This is a genomic window from Micromonospora sp. PRAS1, from assembly GCF_059553435.1.
Map to the genome: position 1 here is coordinate 133,391 of NZ_JCANNB010000008.1, position 16,851 is coordinate 150,241.

Below are 16,851 nucleotides of genomic sequence, written 5' to 3' on the forward strand. Positions count from 1 at the left end.
CGGTGACTGGCAGGCTGACGCCATGGGGAGCCTCGTCGCACAGTTGCCTGCCCTGCTCGGTGTGCTGATCGGCACCATCGGCACGATCGTCGCCACCTCGCTCACCGACCGGTCACGCTGGCGTCGCAGCCAGACGGTGCGCTGGGACGAGCGCCGGCTCGACGCGTACGCCGAATTCGCCCGGGCGCTCAAGGAGGTACACACCATCGCCAGCCGGATGATCGGCGGCTACCTCGACCGGGAACAGGAGAACGCCGCGCTGACCGAGGCCGCCTTCCGGCACACGATCGCCTGGGAGGACGTACTGCTGCTCGGTGACGGACCTACGGTGACCGCGGCACGGGCGTGGCGCGACGCGGTCTGGGCGATCGAACGCCTCGCCCGAGGTATGCCGTCCGAACAGGAACTGCCCGACCTGCTGCACCGGGCCAACGAGGCGCGGGACAACTTCTACCATGCCGCCCGCAGCGGTCTCGGCGTCGGCGGCGGCTCGGTCGCCCAGGCCAGCCTGCTGGAGAGCCGCCTCTACCAGAAGACCACCGCACCGAGCAGCACCACAGCGGACGCCTGACCTGGCGAGGCCGGGCGGCACCTCAAGGGTCGCCTGACCTGGCAGAGCCAGGGCGGCAGCTCAACGGTCGCCTGAGCTGCCAAACCAGCTCAGGCGCGCTGGGCAGGCTGGTCGAGAATCGCGCTGAAGCGCTCCTCGGCCAGGTCGAGCTGGTCGAGGATGTGCTGCCGCACCGGCGCGGAGAGCGGAGTGTCCGGCCGGGTGACCAGGTCCCGGAAGAGCGGCACCAGCGGCCGGTACTTGCGCGCCGACGACTCGACCTTCGGCCCGACCGAGTGGATCACGCCGACTCCGTTGTCGGTGAAGTCGGAGACCTTGATGACCCGCGCCCAAGGTTCCCGGTCGAGGCTGACCGCGAGATGCTCGCAGTACTGCTCGTTTCGGTCGCGTCCGGGATCCCACGGCGGGTTGGTCACCGCCGCCACCAGCCGCGCCACCCGCGCCCCGAACCGCTCGCCGAGCACCGCCAACGCCGCCGCGCTCGGATCGCTCCCGCCCTCGGCAATGCCGCCCGCTGCGCTCCCGCCCGCCAACTCAACGGGGTGGTCCTCCACGGCGTCGTGCAGCAGCCCGGCGACGATCACGTCCACGTCGCGTACCTCGTAGTAGTGGATCATCCGGATCGCCACCCGGAGCAGGTGGTTCAGGTACGGCTCGCGGGATCGTCGGTCGGCGTGGTGCAGCCTGGCGGCCAACTCCAACGCCTCGCCCAGCCGACGCCGGCCCTCTGCGTCGAACACCTCGCTCTCCAGCCGGAACCGCTCGCGCAGCCCGACCTCCCCGTACATCTCGGTGATCGCGTGCATCGGCATGCTGGCCAGATAAGGCGGCAACTCCACCCGCCCCTTATACCCGATCCCGCCCCCCACCGCCGCCTCGCCCCGCCTCTCATGATCGTTGACGTCGGGGCGACTCGACACGCCGAGAGATGTGTAGCCAAACCGTCAGCGATCAGGGCTCGCCATAGCAGATGGCGGGGATTGGTGGGGGTTTTCCACAGTGGGGCGGGTGTCCACAGGTTGGGGTGAGGGTGGTTGCGGGGCGGTGGGGTGAGGCGACACGGTCGACGGCGTGAATCCGGTGCTTCGGGAACTGGTGGAACGCGGCGGCGGGCTGGTGATCCAGGAAGTCGCTGAGCAGGTCGTGCCGAAGTGGAGGTTGCATCGGGCGTGCGGCAACGGCGACCTCGTACGCGTACTGCCCGGGGTGCTCGTGGCGGCGCACCTGCTGGACGGCCGACGGGGCGACCTACCCGCCATCAGCCGGCTCGACCCTGCCATGGGGCACCGGGCCGCCTGTGCCTGGGCTGCGGGATGCGCCGCGCTGAGCCACCTCAGCGCCCTCGACGTGTGGGGACTGTATCGGCAGGTACCCGGTCAACTGCTGCATCTGATTGCACCAGCCGACGCGGGCCTGCGCAGCCGGCCCGGGGTCGTCGTGCACCGACGCCTGGGCTTCGTTTCCGAGCCGCCACAGGTGGTGGCGCGGCGAGGGCTCCCGGTCGCCCGCATCGAGCAGGCCCTGGTCGACTCGTGGCCACTGCTTCCACCCGACGAGCGGCGAGCGCCGGTCATCCGGGCGGTCAACGACCACATGACGACCCCAGAGCGGCTGAGCGGGGCGTTGCAAAGCGCGCCGAGGCTGACCGGTCGAGCAGCCCTCCGTACGCTGCTCACCCGGCTCGCCGAGGGCTGCCGCAGCCCGCTGGAGATCTGGGGCCACGAGCAGGTCTTCACCGGCCCCGGGATGCCCGACTTCCGCCGCCAGGCACGGGTACGCGTCGGACCGCGCACCATGTACCTCGATCTCTTCGCCGAGCGCGAACGGGTCAACATCGAACTCGATGGCGCCACCACCCACGGCAACCAACGCGAGCGGGAGATCGATCTGCGTCGGGACGCGCTACTGGCGACCGTCGGCATCCTCGTGGTCCGCTTCACCCACCGCCGCCTCGTGCACGAACCCGACGAGGTACGCCGGGAAACCCTTGCCATCCTTGCCCACCGACGCACCATGTACGGCTGAGCTCACCGACCATTGGCGGTGGCTGACGTCCGCGCCGTACCTGCCCGGGGCGGTTGTGCCGACGCTGCGCGCGGCTCACCAGTTCCACCGCGCCGAGTCACCTGGCGCGATGGCGCCTGTGCCACACTGCGGAGACCGGCGAGTTGGACGTAGATTTCGCGTTTGGCGGTCGCCTCGCCTCGGTGGTTGACGACGTAGCCGGTGAGCCAGATCCAGCCGTGGTAGGTCGGCCGGTCGGAGACCGAAACCACGCGGAACGTGAGGGCACGCTCCCCGGCGAACTGCACCGACGCGCGACCGTCGACAATCAGCAGGTCGCCGGGGGAGGGGCGTGCGGTCACCAGTGGCCGGAGTTCGGTGGGCGGCATTTGCGGGCGTGCATGCTCTGCCAGTCGCGCAACGTCCGCTTGAGTCGCTCCTTCTCCTCGGCAAGCTGCCGAACCTGCTCGTGCAGATCGGCCAGTTCGTCGGCGACCAGCGCCTGGAACTGGCGTACCTCATGGGGGTCGACGCCGCGCCGACGCGGCGTGAACGCGCGGGTCCGCGCCTCGTGCGGGGTCAGCCGGGCCGGGTGGCCGGCCCCAAAGAGGTGGCCACCTCGGTACACCTGGGCCACGTCGATCCTTTCCGGTGCAGCCGGGAGCGAAGGCTCGCTGATGGAAGGGCGGGCCGTGCGTGGCCGGCGTCCGCACGGCCCGCCCGGCTCTGCCGCCGCAGCTCCAATCAGCGGTACGACGACAGAGCAGTCCAATCGGTCGGGACGGGCACCCACACCCGCCCCGACCAGGGAAGTGAGCCGAACTCGTTGCCACGCGAGAAGCGGCTCAGGACCAACCTAACTAGTGAACATAGGGAAGTCAAAGAACATTGTGCAGGCATTTGAGTTGTGATCGAATTCGGGTTGCCACGCGAGGAGCGACATGCCCGAATCAGCCGAATATCTCCGCATCGCGGAGGACGTGATCGCCGACGTCAGGTCGGGGCGACTCAAGCCGGGTGACCGGCTACCGCCGACCGCGCAGGTGCGCTCCGACTACGGCGTCAGCTATGGCACCGTGCAGCTCGCCTATGTCCGCCTCGAAGCGCTGCGGGTGATCCGGCGGCAGCAGGGCAAGGGTGTCTACGTGAACGATCCCAAGCTTTGGATGCGCGAACCCTGATCTGCCCATGGCGATTTGCGCATGCGCCAATAGCCGTGTGCAAGTGTGCGATTATCGCACCATGGGTGATGCCTTGGAGTGGCCTCTCGTTGGCGAGCAGGTGCGACAGGCCCGCCTGTCGTTGGGGCTCTCGCAGCAGGATCTCGCCGCGATGATCGACCTCGACCGCACCATGCTGGCCAAGGTCGAGGCGGGTACCCGTCGACTGGACGGCTTGGAACTGTCCCGGCTGTCCCGTGCGCTCAAGGTGTCGATGGAGTACCTGGTCAGACCGCGGCCGGCAGTGCTGTCGCGGCGCGCGGCACCCTTGACCGAGGAGACCGACACCGAGGCGACCCGGGCATCGGAGCGTCTGGAGATCGCTCTGGTCGAGTGGCTGCGTAATGTGCAACAGCTGCGGGAACTCGGTGTGCTACGCGCCCGTCCGGTGCTCCGCTATCCGCAGGCCGTGGCGTCCGAGGACGATGCCCGTCAGGCCGCGCGTTGGTTGCGGCAGCGGTTCGGGTTCGGTGACGAACCGATCGCCAGCATCGTGGACGTCTGTGAACGTGCCGGCCAGTGGGTCCTGGCCACCGATCTGCCAGGCGACGGCGCATCTCTTGTCGATGGAGATCTGGCCGTTGCGGTGGTGAGCACCACGGGAGATCCCGGACGCCGCCGGGCCACCGCAGCACACGAACTAGGCCACCTGATCGTCGGTGACGAATACTCCGCCGATCTCGGCGTGAGTGCCTCGCGGGCGGAACGGGAAGCAGCGATCGACGCATTCGCGGCGGAACTGCTGCTACCCGTGCAGGCGATTGCCCTCGCCCGCGCAGATGAATCGACAACTCGTGAGCGCATCATCGGCTATGCGGCTCGATACCGTACCTCCTGGTTGTTGGCCCTGCGGCAGGCCGAGCAGGCCGGGGTGATCGATGCGTCGAGCCGCAGATCCTGGAGCCAGGTCCGGCCCACCCACGCGGAGTTCATGGAGGCGCTCGGCTGGGCACCGCAACCGGACCTCGCATCGGTGCGGGTGCCGCCAGCGTATGCACACGCCGTGATGGAAGCTTGGCGGACTCGCCGGATCACCAGCGGCCGAGCGGTGGAGTTGATGCATGGCCAAATCACCGAGGCGGACCTACCGGAGGACGACCTGGAGATCGCGCCGTGAGCCTGCCGATGCAGACGGCATCCGTCCTGGTGCTCGACACGATGGTCCTCAGTCACTTCACCCTCGCGGAACGGCTGGACGTCCTGCGGGATCTGCTGCTCGACGCTGACTGTTGGACGACCCACGTGGTCCTCGAGGAACTGCGGGCAGGGTCACCGGCTCACCCTGAGATAGCCGCCGCCTCCGAGACCGGTTGGCTGCACATCGCCCAACTGGACACGCTCGATGAAATCCGGTGTTTCACCAAATGGGTTGCGCGGATTGGCTCAGCCCTGCGGGCGACGGGAGCCCGTCTTCCCTGTTCCGGTGGCGAGTTCCCGACCTTCGCGCGTAAACACAAGCTCCTGTAGGCACCACGAAAGGTCTTGCTGGGCGCAGTGCGATGCCAGGAGTGGTCAGCGCGAGAAGGGCGCAGTAGTGATCGACAAGGTTCATGATGCGCTGCTTACTCCAGCTGACACCGCTCGCTATCTGGGCATATCCCGCCGCACCATGTACGCCTGGCTTGCCGAGAAGGCGGCAGGGGAGCCACTGGTGCACAGCGTGCCACCGGCAAAGCGGGGATGGCCGTCTGTGCCGTTCGTTGCTGTCATCGAGGCGTACGTCCTGCGGTCCCTGCGCGATCTGAAACTCGGAAAGGACAGGATCCGCGACGTGGCCGCCGAGATCCGTAACATCTTCGGCAACCCTTATGGCTTGGCGGATCGACGGATCGCGACGGACGGCATCGACGTCTTCGTCCACTACATGGACACCGATGAACTGGCTCAGACAGGCGACCATCAAATGCCGATCCGTGAAGTGATCGCCGATTACCTGCGGTACATCGTCTGGGATCCCTCCGACGCCTACCCAGCCCGCCTGCGGCTGCGTCAGTACCCGGACACCGCCCAGGTGGTCATCGATCCACGGTTCGGTTGGGGCGCTCCCGTCGTCGCACGCACCAAGGTCCCGGTCGAAGCGGTTGTGGGGATGTGGCGTGCTGGTGAACCCTCTGAAGTCGTTGCCGACGAGTACGGTCTGACCATTGACGAAGTCGAAGCCGTCGTCCGAGTCGCCGCCTGAGTTGTGCACCAGGTGACTGATGTCTTCCCTAAGGTCCTCGAACTCCTTCGCGCCGCCTGTCCGTAGGCAGCGACCCAGCAATCCTGGTGGCCATCGGCCGACAATGCGGGTAGCGGCGACACTTGCGGCGTCTGCTGTCGGAAAGCTGACGGTATCGTCGGTCGAGCGTGGAACGTGTCGGGCGTCTAGGTGATGCTGGGGGACCCTCGACTCGGGAGCGTCTCATGCCGTATGTCAAATCCCATGTCCGGAAAAACGGCGCACGCGTCCGGGGGCATTATCGTCGGCGACGTACGGGTGCTACTCGCCGAAGGTCGGTCGTCCGCCGGTCCTTCAGTTCCGGGAGTTCGGGAGCTGGCGGGAGCTATCTGCTGTGGGGCGTGCCGACCCTGGTGCTGGTCGCTATCGTCGTCGACTTTGTCCGACGGCATCCGGGCTGGTCGGTGTTCCTGCTCCTCCTCATGTTCGTAGCGGGGGCCGGGGTGCTGGTCACAGTGTCGAAGCAGCGGGCCCGCGCGCGAGCCGAACAGGCCGAGCGGGACCGGTTGATCGCGGTGACCGATGCGATGAGCGGAGCGGAGTTCGAGCAGTGGTTTGCCCGGATTCTCGCCGCCTCGGGTTTCCGGGATGTGCGGGTCTGCGGCGGCCCTGGTGATCGGGGCGCGGACCTCACGGCGCTTGCGCCCGACGGGCGGCGGGTGGTGGTGCAGTGCAAGCGGCACAGCCTAAACAACCGGGTGGGCAGTGCCGCAATTCAGCGCTTCGCTGGCACCTGCCGGGAGATCCACCGGGGGGAGATCTGCATGATCGTGACCAATGGTTTCTTTACTACGGGCGACGGCGTCCAGTTGGCCCGCCAACTCAGCATCACTCTGGTCGACCGCAGCGTACTGGCGATGTGGGCATGGACTGGAGTGCCGCCTATGGGAGCACTGCCGCGCTGACGCTCAGAGCGAGGCCGATGCGGTTGGTGAGGATGTTCAGGTCGGGCAGTGCTTGACGGCGGTCGGCGGTGAGCGGGGCGGGGTGAGTTGCTGAGCCCAGGGCCTGTGATGGACCTTCTGCGGCGCGATCTGCTCGGTGCGGAGCAGCGGGCGGGCTATGCCTCGACTGAGATGCGACACAAGTCTAGGTTCGAGCGGTGTCTGTCGATATTGTGGCGCGTCATGGGGGGACGGCTGTGATGGATGCATCGTTCGACGGGGCGACGAACTCGGCCGAGGAATGGACTCATGCCTGGGCAGCATCCATGTCGGAGCGGGCGGCCCAAGCGCAGGCGATGTCGCAGCGGGTCGCTGAGCTGTCGGTCTCGGCCACCGGCGCTGGCGGGGCGGTGCAGGTAACGGTGGCGGGTTCGGGCATTGTCACCGAGCTGCGGCTTGACGATCGGTTGTCGGGCTGGCCCGAGGCGAGAGTCGCGGCGGAGATCATGGCGACGATGCGCCGGGCGCAGGGTCGCCTTGCCGATGTGGTGGCCGAGATCGCCGCGCAGACCGTCGGCGCCGACTCGGAGACCGCCCGCGCGGTGGTGATGGGCTACGCCGAGCGTTTTCCCGAGGTGGCGGACGACCGCGAAGAGGATCGCAGCGACTCGCGACGGCATCGCGATGGCTGGTGAAACCGGCTTTGACGTTGACAGCCAGGTGCTGCGCCAGCATGCCGGGAGTGTCGACGAGGTAGCCGAAATGGTCGACCAGTGCCGCCGGGCAGCCGGATCGGTGCAGTTGGGTCGACACGCGTACGGTCGGCTCTGCCAGCTCATCCCGAGCCTGCTGGACCCGGTGCAGCAGGCCACCGTCAACGCATTGGACGAAGCCACCGACGCGCTGCAGCGTACGGCCGATCACCTACGCGCCACCGCGAACCGGTACGAGAGCGGCGACCATGGTGTGGCGGCTCGCTTCGGTCCCGGTCCCGGTGCCGGTCGATGAGTCAGCCGGCCAATCCGCTTATCGCACCTCGCCAGGACAGCACCACCGCACTCAGCGGCATCTACATCGCTGAGGACATCGACGGCCTCCTGGCAAGCTTCGCCGGGGGCGGATGGATCGACACGACGATCGGCGGATTCGCCGTCTCCATGGACGCTCTGGCCTTCGTCACCGACCCGCTGGGTCAGCTGGTCGCCTGGGGCGTCGGTTGGCTGATCGAGCACGTCAAACCGCTTTCCGATGCGCTCGACGAGCTGGCTGGCGATCCCGATCAGATCGCCGCGTATGCCCAGACCTGGCGAAACGTCACCGGCGCGATGGGGGAGTCGCGCGTCGCGCTCGGCGATGCGGTGAGCGTGCAGATCGCCGGCTGGACGGGCTCGGCTTCGGGCGCCTATCGACGGCACAGCCAGGAGCACCAGGCCGTACTGGACGCCCTCGCCCGAGCGAGCAACGCCATGTCCGAGATCGCCGCTGGCGCTGGCCTGCTCGTCGCCATGGTTCGCGAACTCGTTCGCGACCTCATCGCCGAGTTCGTCTCCGTCTTGTCCGTACGCCTGTGGGTGTGGCTCGCCGAAGCCGGCGTCACGCTGGGGGTGGCAACTCCCTGGGTGATCACCCAGGTGACCACCCTGGCTGCCAAGTGGGTGGCCCGCATCACCCGGCTGCTGCACGGACTAATCAGCAGCCTGCGGCGGCTGGCACCGATCCTGCGCCGCCTAGGCGAACTCGTCGCGGAGTTGCAAACCGTCCTCCGCCGCCTCGCCGGCCGTGGCTCGGCACCGCCGCCAGCGCCTACCCGCGACACACACCTGCTGCACTCCGATGCCGATCCGCTCCGGAAGTGGGGTGCCGCGCGCGACACTCATCCGGAACAGTGGCAGGCGGCCATTCAAGAGGCCCGCGAGTTGGGTGTCGAGATCACCTTCCGTGAGGGCGGGCTCGCGTACGGGCCGAGCCCGTCGCCGGGTCAGCCGGGTCACCTGATCCTCGACCCGGATGCTTCGTACGGTGCGCTGCTGCACGAGATGCAGCATCTCCGAGAGGATCAGGCTGCGGGCTGGGTCGGGATGAGAGGCTGGTTCGAAGACCCCGTGCTGCGCTACGAGAACGAGGTGCGCGCTTACCAACAGGAGATTAGACATGCCGAGTCCATCGGTGACCAGGACTCCGTCGAGCAGCTGCACCGGTTGATCCGCGAAGAGTACGCCAAGATCTTTGGAGAAGATCCCCCATGAGCCTGCCCCAGCCGCCGAACATCACGCCGCCGCCGGTGCGGCAGATGCGCAATGACGAGCTGGCGGAGTTGGCCAGCAGCGGTGGTCCGTACCGGGGCAAGGCCGTTTTTGAACTGATCGACCGAGCCAGGGCGGACGACGACGCGGCGAGCAAGCTGGGGGAGTTGAGCAGGCTCACCGCGCTGCGCGGAGACCGCGTGTTCCACTCGGTCTCGCTCGCCTGGGCCGCCATCATCGGGCTGCTGGCAGCGGAAACGTCGCACGCGCGCGCCGTCGCCTACTCCGCGTTCGCCGCCTTGTCCGCGCCGGATCAGGCCGAATTCCTGGCGTACGTCAAGGCCGATCGAATCGAGGACGCACACCCGCGCATCTGAGTTCGGGGGTCAGCCCGGTGCCGATGCGGGTGGTGAGGTCGAGGGCGGCTCGGATGGGGTCGTCGGTCCAGTGGCTGGCGAAGACGTCGTGTAGGTGCCAGCCGGCGCGGATGAGCGTACGGTGGCGTTCGATGTGGGCGGCCACGCCGTCCGGATGTACCCCGCAGAACACGCCTACCGCTTCCGCGTCGTCGCCGACGCAGAGGTCTATCCGCCAGCGGCCGACCGGGTAATCGGACCGGACCGGCAGCCCGATTCGGTCGAGTTCGACGGCGAGGGCCCGGGTCCACGGGGCCGGCGCGAGATTACCCGAGCCCGACGGTGCCGCCGGTGGCCGTTCGGCGTACCGGAGGTAGTCGCCGACGATGCCCTCGGGTGAGCGTAGCGACGTGACCAGGGTGAGATGGTTCCTGGCCCGGGTGACCAGGACGTTGAACAGGTTCGGTTCGGCCAGGAACCGGTGCCGCGAGGGTGGGTCGTCGTCGACCAGCCCGAGGGAGGCGATCACCACGTCCGCCTCGCTGCCCTGGAAGGCGTGGACGGTGCCGGAGCGTAAGCCGAGCCGTTCGATTTCCTCGACGTCGTACGCGGACAGCAGCGCCGCCTCGATCGCGTCGGCCTGGGCCCGGAACGGGCTGATCACCGCGATCCCGCCCGCGGGTGGTCGGGTCGCCAGCCTGCGGACCAGGTCGATTATGGCGTCCACCTCGGCCTGGTTGACGCCCTCCGTCACCTGCGCTGCGGGGACCGTCAGCACGTCGATGGCGTCGGTCCGCTCGTTGCGCGGGTGCCGGGTGACCAGTTCGAGTTTGCCGCCGTAGAACCGTTCGGCGGAGAAGCCGATCAGGTGCGGCGCCGAACGGTGGTGCTCACTGAGCCAGGTCACCGGTGCGGCGCCGGCCGCCAGGTCGAAGGCGCTGGCACGCCGCACGTCGAGCCGGTCCGCGAACCGTTCCAGGCCGTGCCGGTGCAGCGTGGCGGTCACGTCCACGTCGGAGACGAAGGAGACGAACCGCAGCTGCCGAGGGTCGCCGGCGATCAGCGTACGGCGGGCCCGGGCCAGCACCGGGGCGGCGCGCAGCTGGTCGACGTGCGCCGCTTCGTCGAGCACCACCAGGTCGAACATGCCGGCCACCGGGGGCAGCAGGTCCTCGACGTCGGCCACCGTGCCCACCCAGAGCGGCAGCGCCCGCACCAGGGCGTCGGCGTCCAGCCCGGCGAGTAGTTCCCGGCGCCGGTTCCGGCCGGCCCGTAGCGCGGTGCCGAGTCCGCTGGCGGCGCGCCGGGCGGCCGCGGTCCAGCGTCGCGCGCTGGTGGCCTGGTGCCGCAGTGCCGTGCCGACCGCTTCGGCGAGCGCGGCGTCCGCCTCGGCCAGCGCCCGCCAGGCGGCGGCCAGCTCCGTGCCGTCGAGCGCGGGTGGTCCGGCGGACGCCCGCACGGCCTCGGCGGCCTGCACCGCCGCCCGCAACCGGTCCAGGGGCACGCCGGGGGCGGCACCGGTCAACCGCCGCAGCCGCCGCAGGGCGTACGACCGTCGCAGCCGCCGCCACCAGCCGGCCTCGCCCCGGCCGGTGGCCCCGCTGTCCCGGTCGGTGTCGTCGAGCGCGTGCCGGATCGCGGCAAGGTCGGCGTCCGGTTCGAAGAGCCGCGGTGCATCGTGGCGCAGCGCGGGCAGCAGCGGCTGCCAGTCGGGCAGCGCGGCGGCGTGTCGTTCCTGGTCCAGGGCGGCGGCGATGCCGGCTCGGGCCGCCGCGACCCGGTCCCGGGCGGTCGCCACGGCGGTGGCGTCCGCGCGCAGCTGCGCGGCGTCCACCCCGGCGGCGGATCCCCCCGCGAGTTCGGCGGCGACCGTTTCCCGTCGCTCGGCGTCGCCGAAGAGCACCGGGGTGGGGCCGGGCTGGCGGCGCAACAGTGCGCCCAGCACCTCCGCGGCGGGTACGGACTGCGTCGCCACCAGTACCGATCCGCCCCGGTCGACGGTGTCCAGCGCGGCGGCGACCAGGGCGTGGCTCTTGCCGTTGCCGGGCGCGCCGGAGACCACCACCACGGACTCGGTGCGGCTACGCCGGACCACGTCCCGTTGGGCGACGTTGAGGGGCAGCGGCGAGAGCACTTCGTCCGCCTCGTCACCGGTGCCGTCGGACGGCTGCGGCGTACCGAGGTAGAGCCGGCTCAGCGCCGTGTCCGCCAGCCCGGGACGGCCCGCCCAGTTCAGCAGGGTGTCCCGCAGGCGGCCGGCGAACACGTCGCGGGTCACGAAGAGCGCTGCCGCGGCGACCCCGATCAGGCTCTCGTCGTCGATGCTGCGTGGTGGCCGCGGGACCACCCCGTCCACCTTCAGCCCGGCCGCCTGGGCCGCCGTGGTGATCCATGCCGTGGTGCCGGGCGCGGTCAGCCAGCCGGGCCCGGCGAGCCCGGGGGCGGCCTCCAGCCGGGCGGCGAGGTCCCGGTCCGCGATCAGCGGGGTCAGTTCGAGGTCACCGGCGGGGACCACCCGGTAGCCGCGCCGGCCGCGCTCCAGGCGTACCGGCTGGGCGAGCAGCGGTAGCCGCACCCGCCGTCGTACGCCGTCCACGTCCGCCCCGCCGACCAGGATGGCCAGGCCGCGGCGGAGCAGACGCTCCTCGCGGTGCAGCGCGTCCAGCGCGGCCAACCGGTCCAGCCGGGCACCGCGCGGACCCCGGTGCGGCTCCGGTAGCCAGACCAGCGGTCGGCCGGCCCCGGACACGTCGAAGACCCGCTCGGCACCGGCCGGAGCCAGGTCGGCGAGCGCGGTGAGGATGGCCGCCGCGTGCATCGCCCGCAGATTCTGCCGTACGCGCCGACGGCCGGCGCCCCCCGGACAGCGCGCTGGGGACCGTCGGGATCGACGGCCCCCAGCTGACGTGGCTGCTAGCTGGCGTAGGTCTCGAACTCGGCGACCCGGGGGGTGCCGGACGAGCTGGTGATGTCGAAGGTGATCTTGCGGAGCGAGGTCGCGCTGAAGCTGATCACGCCGGCGGTGCTGCCGGTGGCGAGCACGGCGCCGGTGTCGTGGTTGATCAGCCGCCAGGACCGGATGTTGCCGACGGCGCCGGATGCCTCACGGATGTTGACCTTGGAGACCCGGGTGGCGGCGTCCCACTTGATGGAGATCTGTCCGGTTGCGCCCGAGGGCGACCAGGCGGTGCTCATGTTGCCGTCCCGCACGTCGCCGTAGCTGGTCCCGCTGGCCTTGCTGGAGCCGTCGGAGCCGGCACCGATGCTCAGGTTGGTCCCGCTCGGCGGCGAGGTCGGGCCCGGGGTGGGGCTGCTCGTCGGTCCGGGCGGGGGAGTGGTCGGGCCGGTCGTCGGGTTGGTCGGCGTGCAGCTGCCGTCCGAGGTCCGGATGCCCTTGTTGGCGCCGGCGGTCTGGCTGACGACGTTCGGTACGCAGCTGGCCGCGTCGAGGCGGTAGGAGTACGGGACGCTGACGGTCGTGTTGGAGGTCGGGTTGGGGCCGGCGGGGTTGTTGTCGCCGCTGCGGCTCGACCAGGTCACGTTGTCGAAGGTGTTGCCACTGACCTGCCAGTAGCCGGCCTCGCTGGTGTAGAAGGTGCCCAGCACGTCCTTGGAGTTGCGGAAGTAGTTGTTGTCCACCTTGGCCCGGCCACCGGCGCGGGAGTTGATGCCGGATTCCCGGATGTTGACGTAGTGGTTGTTGTAGATGTGCGCGACACCGCCCCGCAGCAACGGCACGCGGGAGTCGAGGTTCTCGAACAGGTTGTGGTGGTACGTGATGAAGCCGTTCGAGCGGTCGCTCTCGCTGGAGCCGATCAGGCCGCCGCGACCGGAGTTACGCATGATGCTGTAGGACAGCGTCACGTACTGGGTGTCGTTCTTCATGTCGAAGAGGCCGTCGAAGCCCTCCGACTCGCCGCCGGAGGCCTCCAGGGTGACGTGGTCGACCCAGACGTTGCGGACGCCGGACTCCATCCCGATGGCGTCGCCGCCGTTGGAGGTGGGGGAGCCGGACTTCTTGACGTTCCGGACGGTCACGTTCTGGATGATGATGTTCCTGGCCTCGCGGATGTGGATGCCGATCTGGTCGAAGACCGCCCCGTTACCGACCCCGAGGATCGTGACGTTGCTGATCTGCTTCAGCTCGATCACGTCGGCGGCGGTGTTGCAGCTCGAACCGGACACCTTTGTGGTGTTGCCGTGGTTGATGGTGCCCTCGACCTGGATGGTGATCGGGGTGCTGCTGCTGGCCCGGTTGCAGAGGGCCGCGTGGATCTGGGTACCCGTGGTGGCGCGTACGGTCTGTCCGCCGGCACCGCCGGTGGTGCCGCCGTTGCTGGCCGCGAAGCCGGTGGCGCTGCCGACGGCTGCCGACGCCTGGGGGCCGGTGACGGTCACGAAGACCGCCGCCCCCACTCCTGCCGTGGCGAGTGCCGCCAGGAGCCGTAGCGTGACTGTTCGTTTCATCCTCGTCTCACCTCGTCCTTGAGTGGTGGTGTGGTGTGGTGGTGTTGGTGAAAGGAAGGGGCCCTTCTTAACGCCTGGTGTATAGGAGGGGCCCCTTCCTAACCGCGGTTGGTGCTGGGCTGCCGGCCGCGAGTTACAGCGGCAGGCGGTCGGCGCCGGCGAGCGGTCCGACCACGAGCGGCACCAGCGGAGCCGGCAGTACCGGGCCGTGGCGCAGCGCCGGGGTCCAGCCGGCGTCGGGCGACAGGTCGGGGTCGTGTACGGCGTTGTACGCGGCCACCAGATCGACGGGGCGCGCCGCCCCACCCGCGGGCTTGACCCAGTTGCCCCGGGTGGTGATCGCGGTGCCGCCCCAGTCGTAGAGCAGGTCGGCGGCGCTCAGGCCGGCGCCGAGGGTGAAGTGGTTGTTCTCGGCGTACACGGCGGACTGCACGCCGACGCCGATGGCGTACTCGTAGCCGTCACCGCCGAGCCGGTACGCGTTGTTGTAGATGTCGACCTGGCCGAAACGCACCCGGGGCAGCCGCTGCAACGACCCGTCGAACAGGTTGTGGTGCAGGGTGACCTTGAGCCGGTCGACGTCGGGGCCGACGGTGTTGGAGGAGCCGATCAGCATCAGCTTGTCCCGCCCGTCGAACCGGTTCCAGGAGGCGGTGACCAGGCTGGCGGTGTGGGTGATGTCCAGCGCCCCGTCGTGCACCTGGTACGGGCGACCGAAGTAGCTCGGCTGGGCGCTGTCCGGGTTGTCCCCGTCGGTGAAGGTGTTGTGGTCGACCCAGACGTTCTCGCTGCGGCGTACCGAGACCTGGTCGTACTGGGAGTTCCAGTTGCCGGTCTCGCCGTCGGTGGGGGACCAGGCCGGGAAGCAGTCCCGGGCGTCGTCGAAGGTGATGTTGCGGACGATGACGTTCGAGACCCGGTCGATCATCAGAGTCAGGCCGGTCAGCCGTGCGCCGCGCAGCCCGATGAGGGTGGTGTTCGAGCCGACGTTGATCTGGGTGTGCCGGGTCTGGTTGGTGACCGACCGTACCCGGGCCTCCTCGACCGGGCCGCTGGGTGCCGTACGACCCCACACCGCCGGGTCGTACGCGGCCAGGTACGCGTCCAGCGAGTACCCGGGATCGGCCAGGTCCGTGCAGTCGAGCAGTCGACCGTCGGCGCCCTCGAAACCGTCGATCGTGCCCTTGACGTACACGATCTTGGGGGTGGCGTTTGTCGCGTTTGTGGCGTTGTTCCCGCCGAGCGCGGCGACCAGTTCGGCGCGGCTGGTGACCACGTGGACTTGGTCGGCGGCTGCGGCCGCGCCGCCGGTGGTGCCGGGCCCGGCGGCGGCCCAGCCGTCGCCAGGCGGTAGCTGCTGCTTACCGAGCTGCCGGGCCAGCGGCGACAACACCGCCGGGCCGCCCTTGCCGGCCGGGGAGTTGGCCGCTGCCGGGGCGGGAGCAGCGGTCAGGGTGAGCATGATCAATGCCGCGCCCGCGGCGAGTTTGTGCATTGACTCGTCCCGTTCCTTCGTCGTGTTTCTCCTTTGTGACGAAGGTTACGGTTAATGTTTTATCTAGGTCAATATTAATGATATGCAGCTTTGTTGCAGTAATTGACTTCGGCCGGAATTGCCCCGACCTGGGCGGGTCGGGAAACCGCTGGTCATCGCCTTGATGTCGGTCCTGGATGGACCGGTTGTTTGCAGTGGCTTTGCGCTTCTCCTATTCCGTCGTCTCCCGGGATGCCCCGCATCCCGCCGGTGCCACCCGCCACGGCCCGACCGCCCAGGGTACGCCCCACTCCGAGGGCAGCGCGCCATCCTCGGCGGCCTTTCGCAGCACCGCGTTGACCCCCCGGATGCGGAGCACCCGTTGCGGTCCCGCACCGACGGAGTCGACAAGTTCGCCGTCGAGCAGCGTCGGTTCGGGTGCCGCACGCAGGGCGGTCAGCACGGCGGTGAAGGCAGCCGTACGGGCCAGCGGCGCGATCAGCGGCACCCCGGGATCGGCCCGGTGCGCCAGCAGGTTCTCCAGCAGGTTGCGGCGGCCCGGTATCTCGCGGGGCTCGTCGTCGCCGGGCAGCAGCAACCGATCGGTCGGGTACTCCAGCACGGCCCGCCCGGCGTCACCGGTGACGATCACCTCGCCGGCGACGAAGTCCTCCCCGGCGAGCGTCACCGCGGCCACGATCGGTGGACCGTTGCGGGGCCGCACGCGCAGCACGGCCGTGTCGTCGACCTCGATCGGCCGGACCCGGTACCGCTCCACCTCGATGGTGGCCGGCTCCACCGGCTCGCCCGCGACCGTCCCGGCCACCGCCAGGCACTGCATCACCGCGTGGGCCAGCGGGTTGGCCAGCGCGCCGTCGAGCACCGGGCGGCCGTCGAGGACCCGCCGCCCGGCCCACGGAGCGCGGGCGTAGTACGCGTCCGGCCGCTGCCAGGCGGCGACGGTGGCGATGCCGGTGACCGTACCCAGTCGGCCCGCCGCGACGGCGTCGGTCAACGCGGTCAGCGCCGCCGAGCCGAGAGCCTGGAAGCCGACCTGCGCCACCCGGCCGGTGCCGGCCAGCAGGCCGGTCAGCTCCTCGTGTTCGGTGGTGGAGAGCACCGGCGGCTTCTCCAGCAGCAGGTCAGCCCCGGCGGTCACCGCGTCGCGGGCGATCGGCAGGTGCGTGTGCGGCGGAGTGCAGATCACCACCACGTCCGGGGCGACCTCGGCGAGCATCGCCCGATGATCGGTGAAGATCCGCGTGCCGGCCGGTACCGGTGCGGCCGGCTCCGGCTCGATCGGCCGGGTGTCGACAAGCGCGGCCAGCCGCAGCCGCCCGGCGTCGTGCAGCGGGCCGATCACCCGGCGATGCCAGCGCCCGTGACCGTTCGCCCCGACCAGCGCCACCGT

General features: G+C 69.7%; 17 protein-coding genes. 11 read left to right on the forward strand and 6 right to left on the reverse strand.

Annotated features, from left to right (window positions below; all coding sequences use genetic code 11):
• The first annotated feature begins 22 nt into the window (after positions 1–22).
• Complete coding sequence (locus AC507J_RS10310; RefSeq protein ID WP_496288875.1) at positions 23–571, forward strand: hypothetical protein; 549 nt, start codon at positions 23–25, stop codon at positions 569–571.
• 89 nt (positions 572–660) lie between these two features.
• On the opposite strand, the gene AC507J_RS10315 is transcribed toward AC507J_RS10310, so the two are convergent.
• Complete coding sequence (locus AC507J_RS10315; protein ID WP_496288876.1) at positions 661–1,410, reverse strand: HD domain-containing protein; 750 nt, start codon at positions 1,408–1,410, stop codon at positions 661–663.
• Positions 1,411–1,642: 232 nt separating this feature from the next.
• Between AC507J_RS10315 and AC507J_RS10320 the strand changes: the two genes are divergently transcribed.
• On the forward strand, positions 1,643–2,596 hold the full coding sequence (locus tag AC507J_RS10320) for an endonuclease domain-containing protein (RefSeq protein WP_496288877.1): 954 nt from the start codon (positions 1,643–1,645) through the stop codon (positions 2,594–2,596).
• Between the two features lie 337 nt (positions 2,597–2,933).
• Here the strand turns inward: AC507J_RS10320 and AC507J_RS10325 are convergent, their stop codons facing one another.
• The gene (locus AC507J_RS10325) at positions 2,934–3,212 is read right to left on the reverse strand and encodes a DivIVA domain-containing protein (protein WP_496288878.1); all 279 of its coding nucleotides are present in this window, start codon (positions 3,210–3,212) and stop codon (positions 2,934–2,936) included.
• Between the two features lie 304 nt (positions 3,213–3,516).
• Between AC507J_RS10325 and AC507J_RS10330 the strand changes: the two genes are divergently transcribed.
• From AC507J_RS10330 to AC507J_RS10370, 9 genes are all read left to right on the forward strand, one after another.
• The gene (locus AC507J_RS10330) at positions 3,517–3,756 is read left to right on the forward strand and encodes a winged helix-turn-helix domain-containing protein (protein ID WP_496288879.1); all 240 of its coding nucleotides are present in this window, start codon (positions 3,517–3,519) and stop codon (positions 3,754–3,756) included.
• A 7-nt stretch (positions 3,757–3,763) separates the two neighbouring features.
• Positions 3,764–4,912: a helix-turn-helix domain-containing protein gene (locus tag AC507J_RS10335; protein ID WP_496288880.1), complete on the forward strand. Its 1,149-nt coding sequence runs from the start codon at positions 3,764–3,766 to the stop codon at positions 4,910–4,912.
• Positions 4,909–5,262, forward strand: a complete 354-nt coding sequence (locus AC507J_RS10340; protein ID WP_496288881.1) for a hypothetical protein — start codon at positions 4,909–4,911, stop codon at positions 5,260–5,262. Before AC507J_RS10335 ends, AC507J_RS10340 begins: the two co-directional genes overlap by 4 nt.
• A 67-nt stretch (positions 5,263–5,329) precedes the next feature.
• Positions 5,330–5,977 (forward strand): DUF433 domain-containing protein, encoded by a 648-nt coding sequence (locus AC507J_RS10345; protein WP_496288882.1) that lies wholly within the window; start codon positions 5,330–5,332, stop codon positions 5,975–5,977.
• A 380-nt stretch (positions 5,978–6,357) separates the two neighbouring features.
• Positions 6,358–6,921: a restriction endonuclease gene (locus AC507J_RS10350; protein WP_496288883.1), complete on the forward strand. Its 564-nt coding sequence runs from the start codon at positions 6,358–6,360 to the stop codon at positions 6,919–6,921.
• A gap of 239 nt (positions 6,922–7,160) precedes the next feature.
• Positions 7,161–7,595: a YbaB/EbfC family nucleoid-associated protein gene (locus AC507J_RS10355; RefSeq protein WP_496288884.1), complete on the forward strand. Its 435-nt coding sequence runs from the start codon at positions 7,161–7,163 to the stop codon at positions 7,593–7,595.
• Positions 7,585–7,908 (forward strand): type VII secretion target, encoded by a 324-nt coding sequence (locus AC507J_RS10360; protein WP_496288885.1) that lies wholly within the window; start codon positions 7,585–7,587, stop codon positions 7,906–7,908. The genes AC507J_RS10355 and AC507J_RS10360 overlap by 11 nt, the downstream gene beginning before the upstream one ends.
• A complete protein-coding gene (locus AC507J_RS10365; RefSeq protein ID WP_496288886.1) occupies positions 7,905–9,146 on the forward strand; it encodes a WXG100 family type VII secretion target in 1,242 nt (413 codons plus the stop codon). Before AC507J_RS10360 ends, AC507J_RS10365 begins: the two co-directional genes overlap by 4 nt.
• Entirely contained in the window at positions 9,143–9,520 is a 378-nt protein-coding gene (locus tag AC507J_RS10370; protein ID WP_496288887.1) for a hypothetical protein, read from the forward strand. Before AC507J_RS10365 ends, AC507J_RS10370 begins: the two co-directional genes overlap by 4 nt.
• Here the strand turns inward: AC507J_RS10370 and AC507J_RS10375 are convergent.
• The 4 genes from AC507J_RS10375 to AC507J_RS10390 form a co-directional block, all read right to left on the reverse strand.
• Positions 9,480–12,317 carry an AAA domain-containing protein gene (locus AC507J_RS10375; protein ID WP_496288888.1) on the reverse strand — a complete coding sequence of 946 codons (2,838 nt, stop codon included), beginning with the start codon at positions 12,315–12,317 and terminating at the stop codon, positions 9,480–9,482. The two genes, AC507J_RS10370 and AC507J_RS10375, sit on opposite strands and share 41 nt — an antisense overlap.
• A gap of 95 nt (positions 12,318–12,412) precedes the next feature.
• On the reverse strand, positions 12,413–13,966 hold the full coding sequence (locus AC507J_RS10380) for a pectate lyase family protein (RefSeq protein WP_496288889.1): 1,554 nt from the start codon (positions 13,964–13,966) through the stop codon (positions 12,413–12,415).
• Positions 13,967–14,099: 133 nt separating this feature from the next.
• Positions 14,100–15,461: a pectate lyase family protein gene (locus tag AC507J_RS10385; RefSeq protein WP_496288890.1), complete on the reverse strand. Its 1,362-nt coding sequence runs from the start codon at positions 15,459–15,461 to the stop codon at positions 14,100–14,102.
• Positions 15,462–15,672: 211 nt separating this feature from the next.
• Positions 15,673–16,848 carry a Gfo/Idh/MocA family protein gene (locus tag AC507J_RS10390; protein WP_496288891.1) on the reverse strand — a complete coding sequence of 392 codons (1,176 nt, stop codon included), beginning with the start codon at positions 16,846–16,848 and terminating at the stop codon, positions 15,673–15,675.
• Positions 16,849–16,851 lie beyond the last annotated feature (3 nt).

Excerpts from the sequence above, each read along its gene's own strand:
- AC507J_RS10310 (WP_496288875.1), top strand. The coding sequence starts at position 23 with ATGGGGAGCCTCGTCGCACAGTTGCCTGCCCTGCTCGGTGTGCTGATC.
- AC507J_RS10330 (WP_496288879.1), top strand. The coding sequence starts at position 3,517 with ATGCCCGAATCAGCCGAATATCTCCGCATCGCGGAGGACGTGATCGCC.
- AC507J_RS10335 (WP_496288880.1), top strand. The coding sequence starts at position 3,764 with ATGGCGATTTGCGCATGCGCCAATAGCCGTGTGCAAGTGTGCGATTAT.
- AC507J_RS10355 (WP_496288884.1), top strand. The coding sequence starts at position 7,161 with ATGGATGCATCGTTCGACGGGGCGACGAACTCGGCCGAGGAATGGACT.
- AC507J_RS10360 (WP_496288885.1), top strand. The coding sequence starts at position 7,585 with ATGGCTGGTGAAACCGGCTTTGACGTTGACAGCCAGGTGCTGCGCCAG.
- AC507J_RS10365 (WP_496288886.1), top strand. The coding sequence starts at position 7,905 with ATGAGTCAGCCGGCCAATCCGCTTATCGCACCTCGCCAGGACAGCACC.
- AC507J_RS10370 (WP_496288887.1), top strand. The coding sequence starts at position 9,143 with ATGAGCCTGCCCCAGCCGCCGAACATCACGCCGCCGCCGGTGCGGCAG.
- AC507J_RS10375 (WP_496288888.1), bottom strand. The coding sequence starts at position 12,317 with ATGCACGCGGCGGCCATCCTCACCGCGCTCGCCGACCTGGCTCCGGCC.
- AC507J_RS10380 (WP_496288889.1), bottom strand. The coding sequence starts at position 13,966 with ATGAAACGAACAGTCACGCTACGGCTCCTGGCGGCACTCGCCACGGCA.
- AC507J_RS10385 (WP_496288890.1), bottom strand. The coding sequence starts at position 15,461 with ATGCACAAACTCGCCGCGGGCGCGGCATTGATCATGCTCACCCTGACC.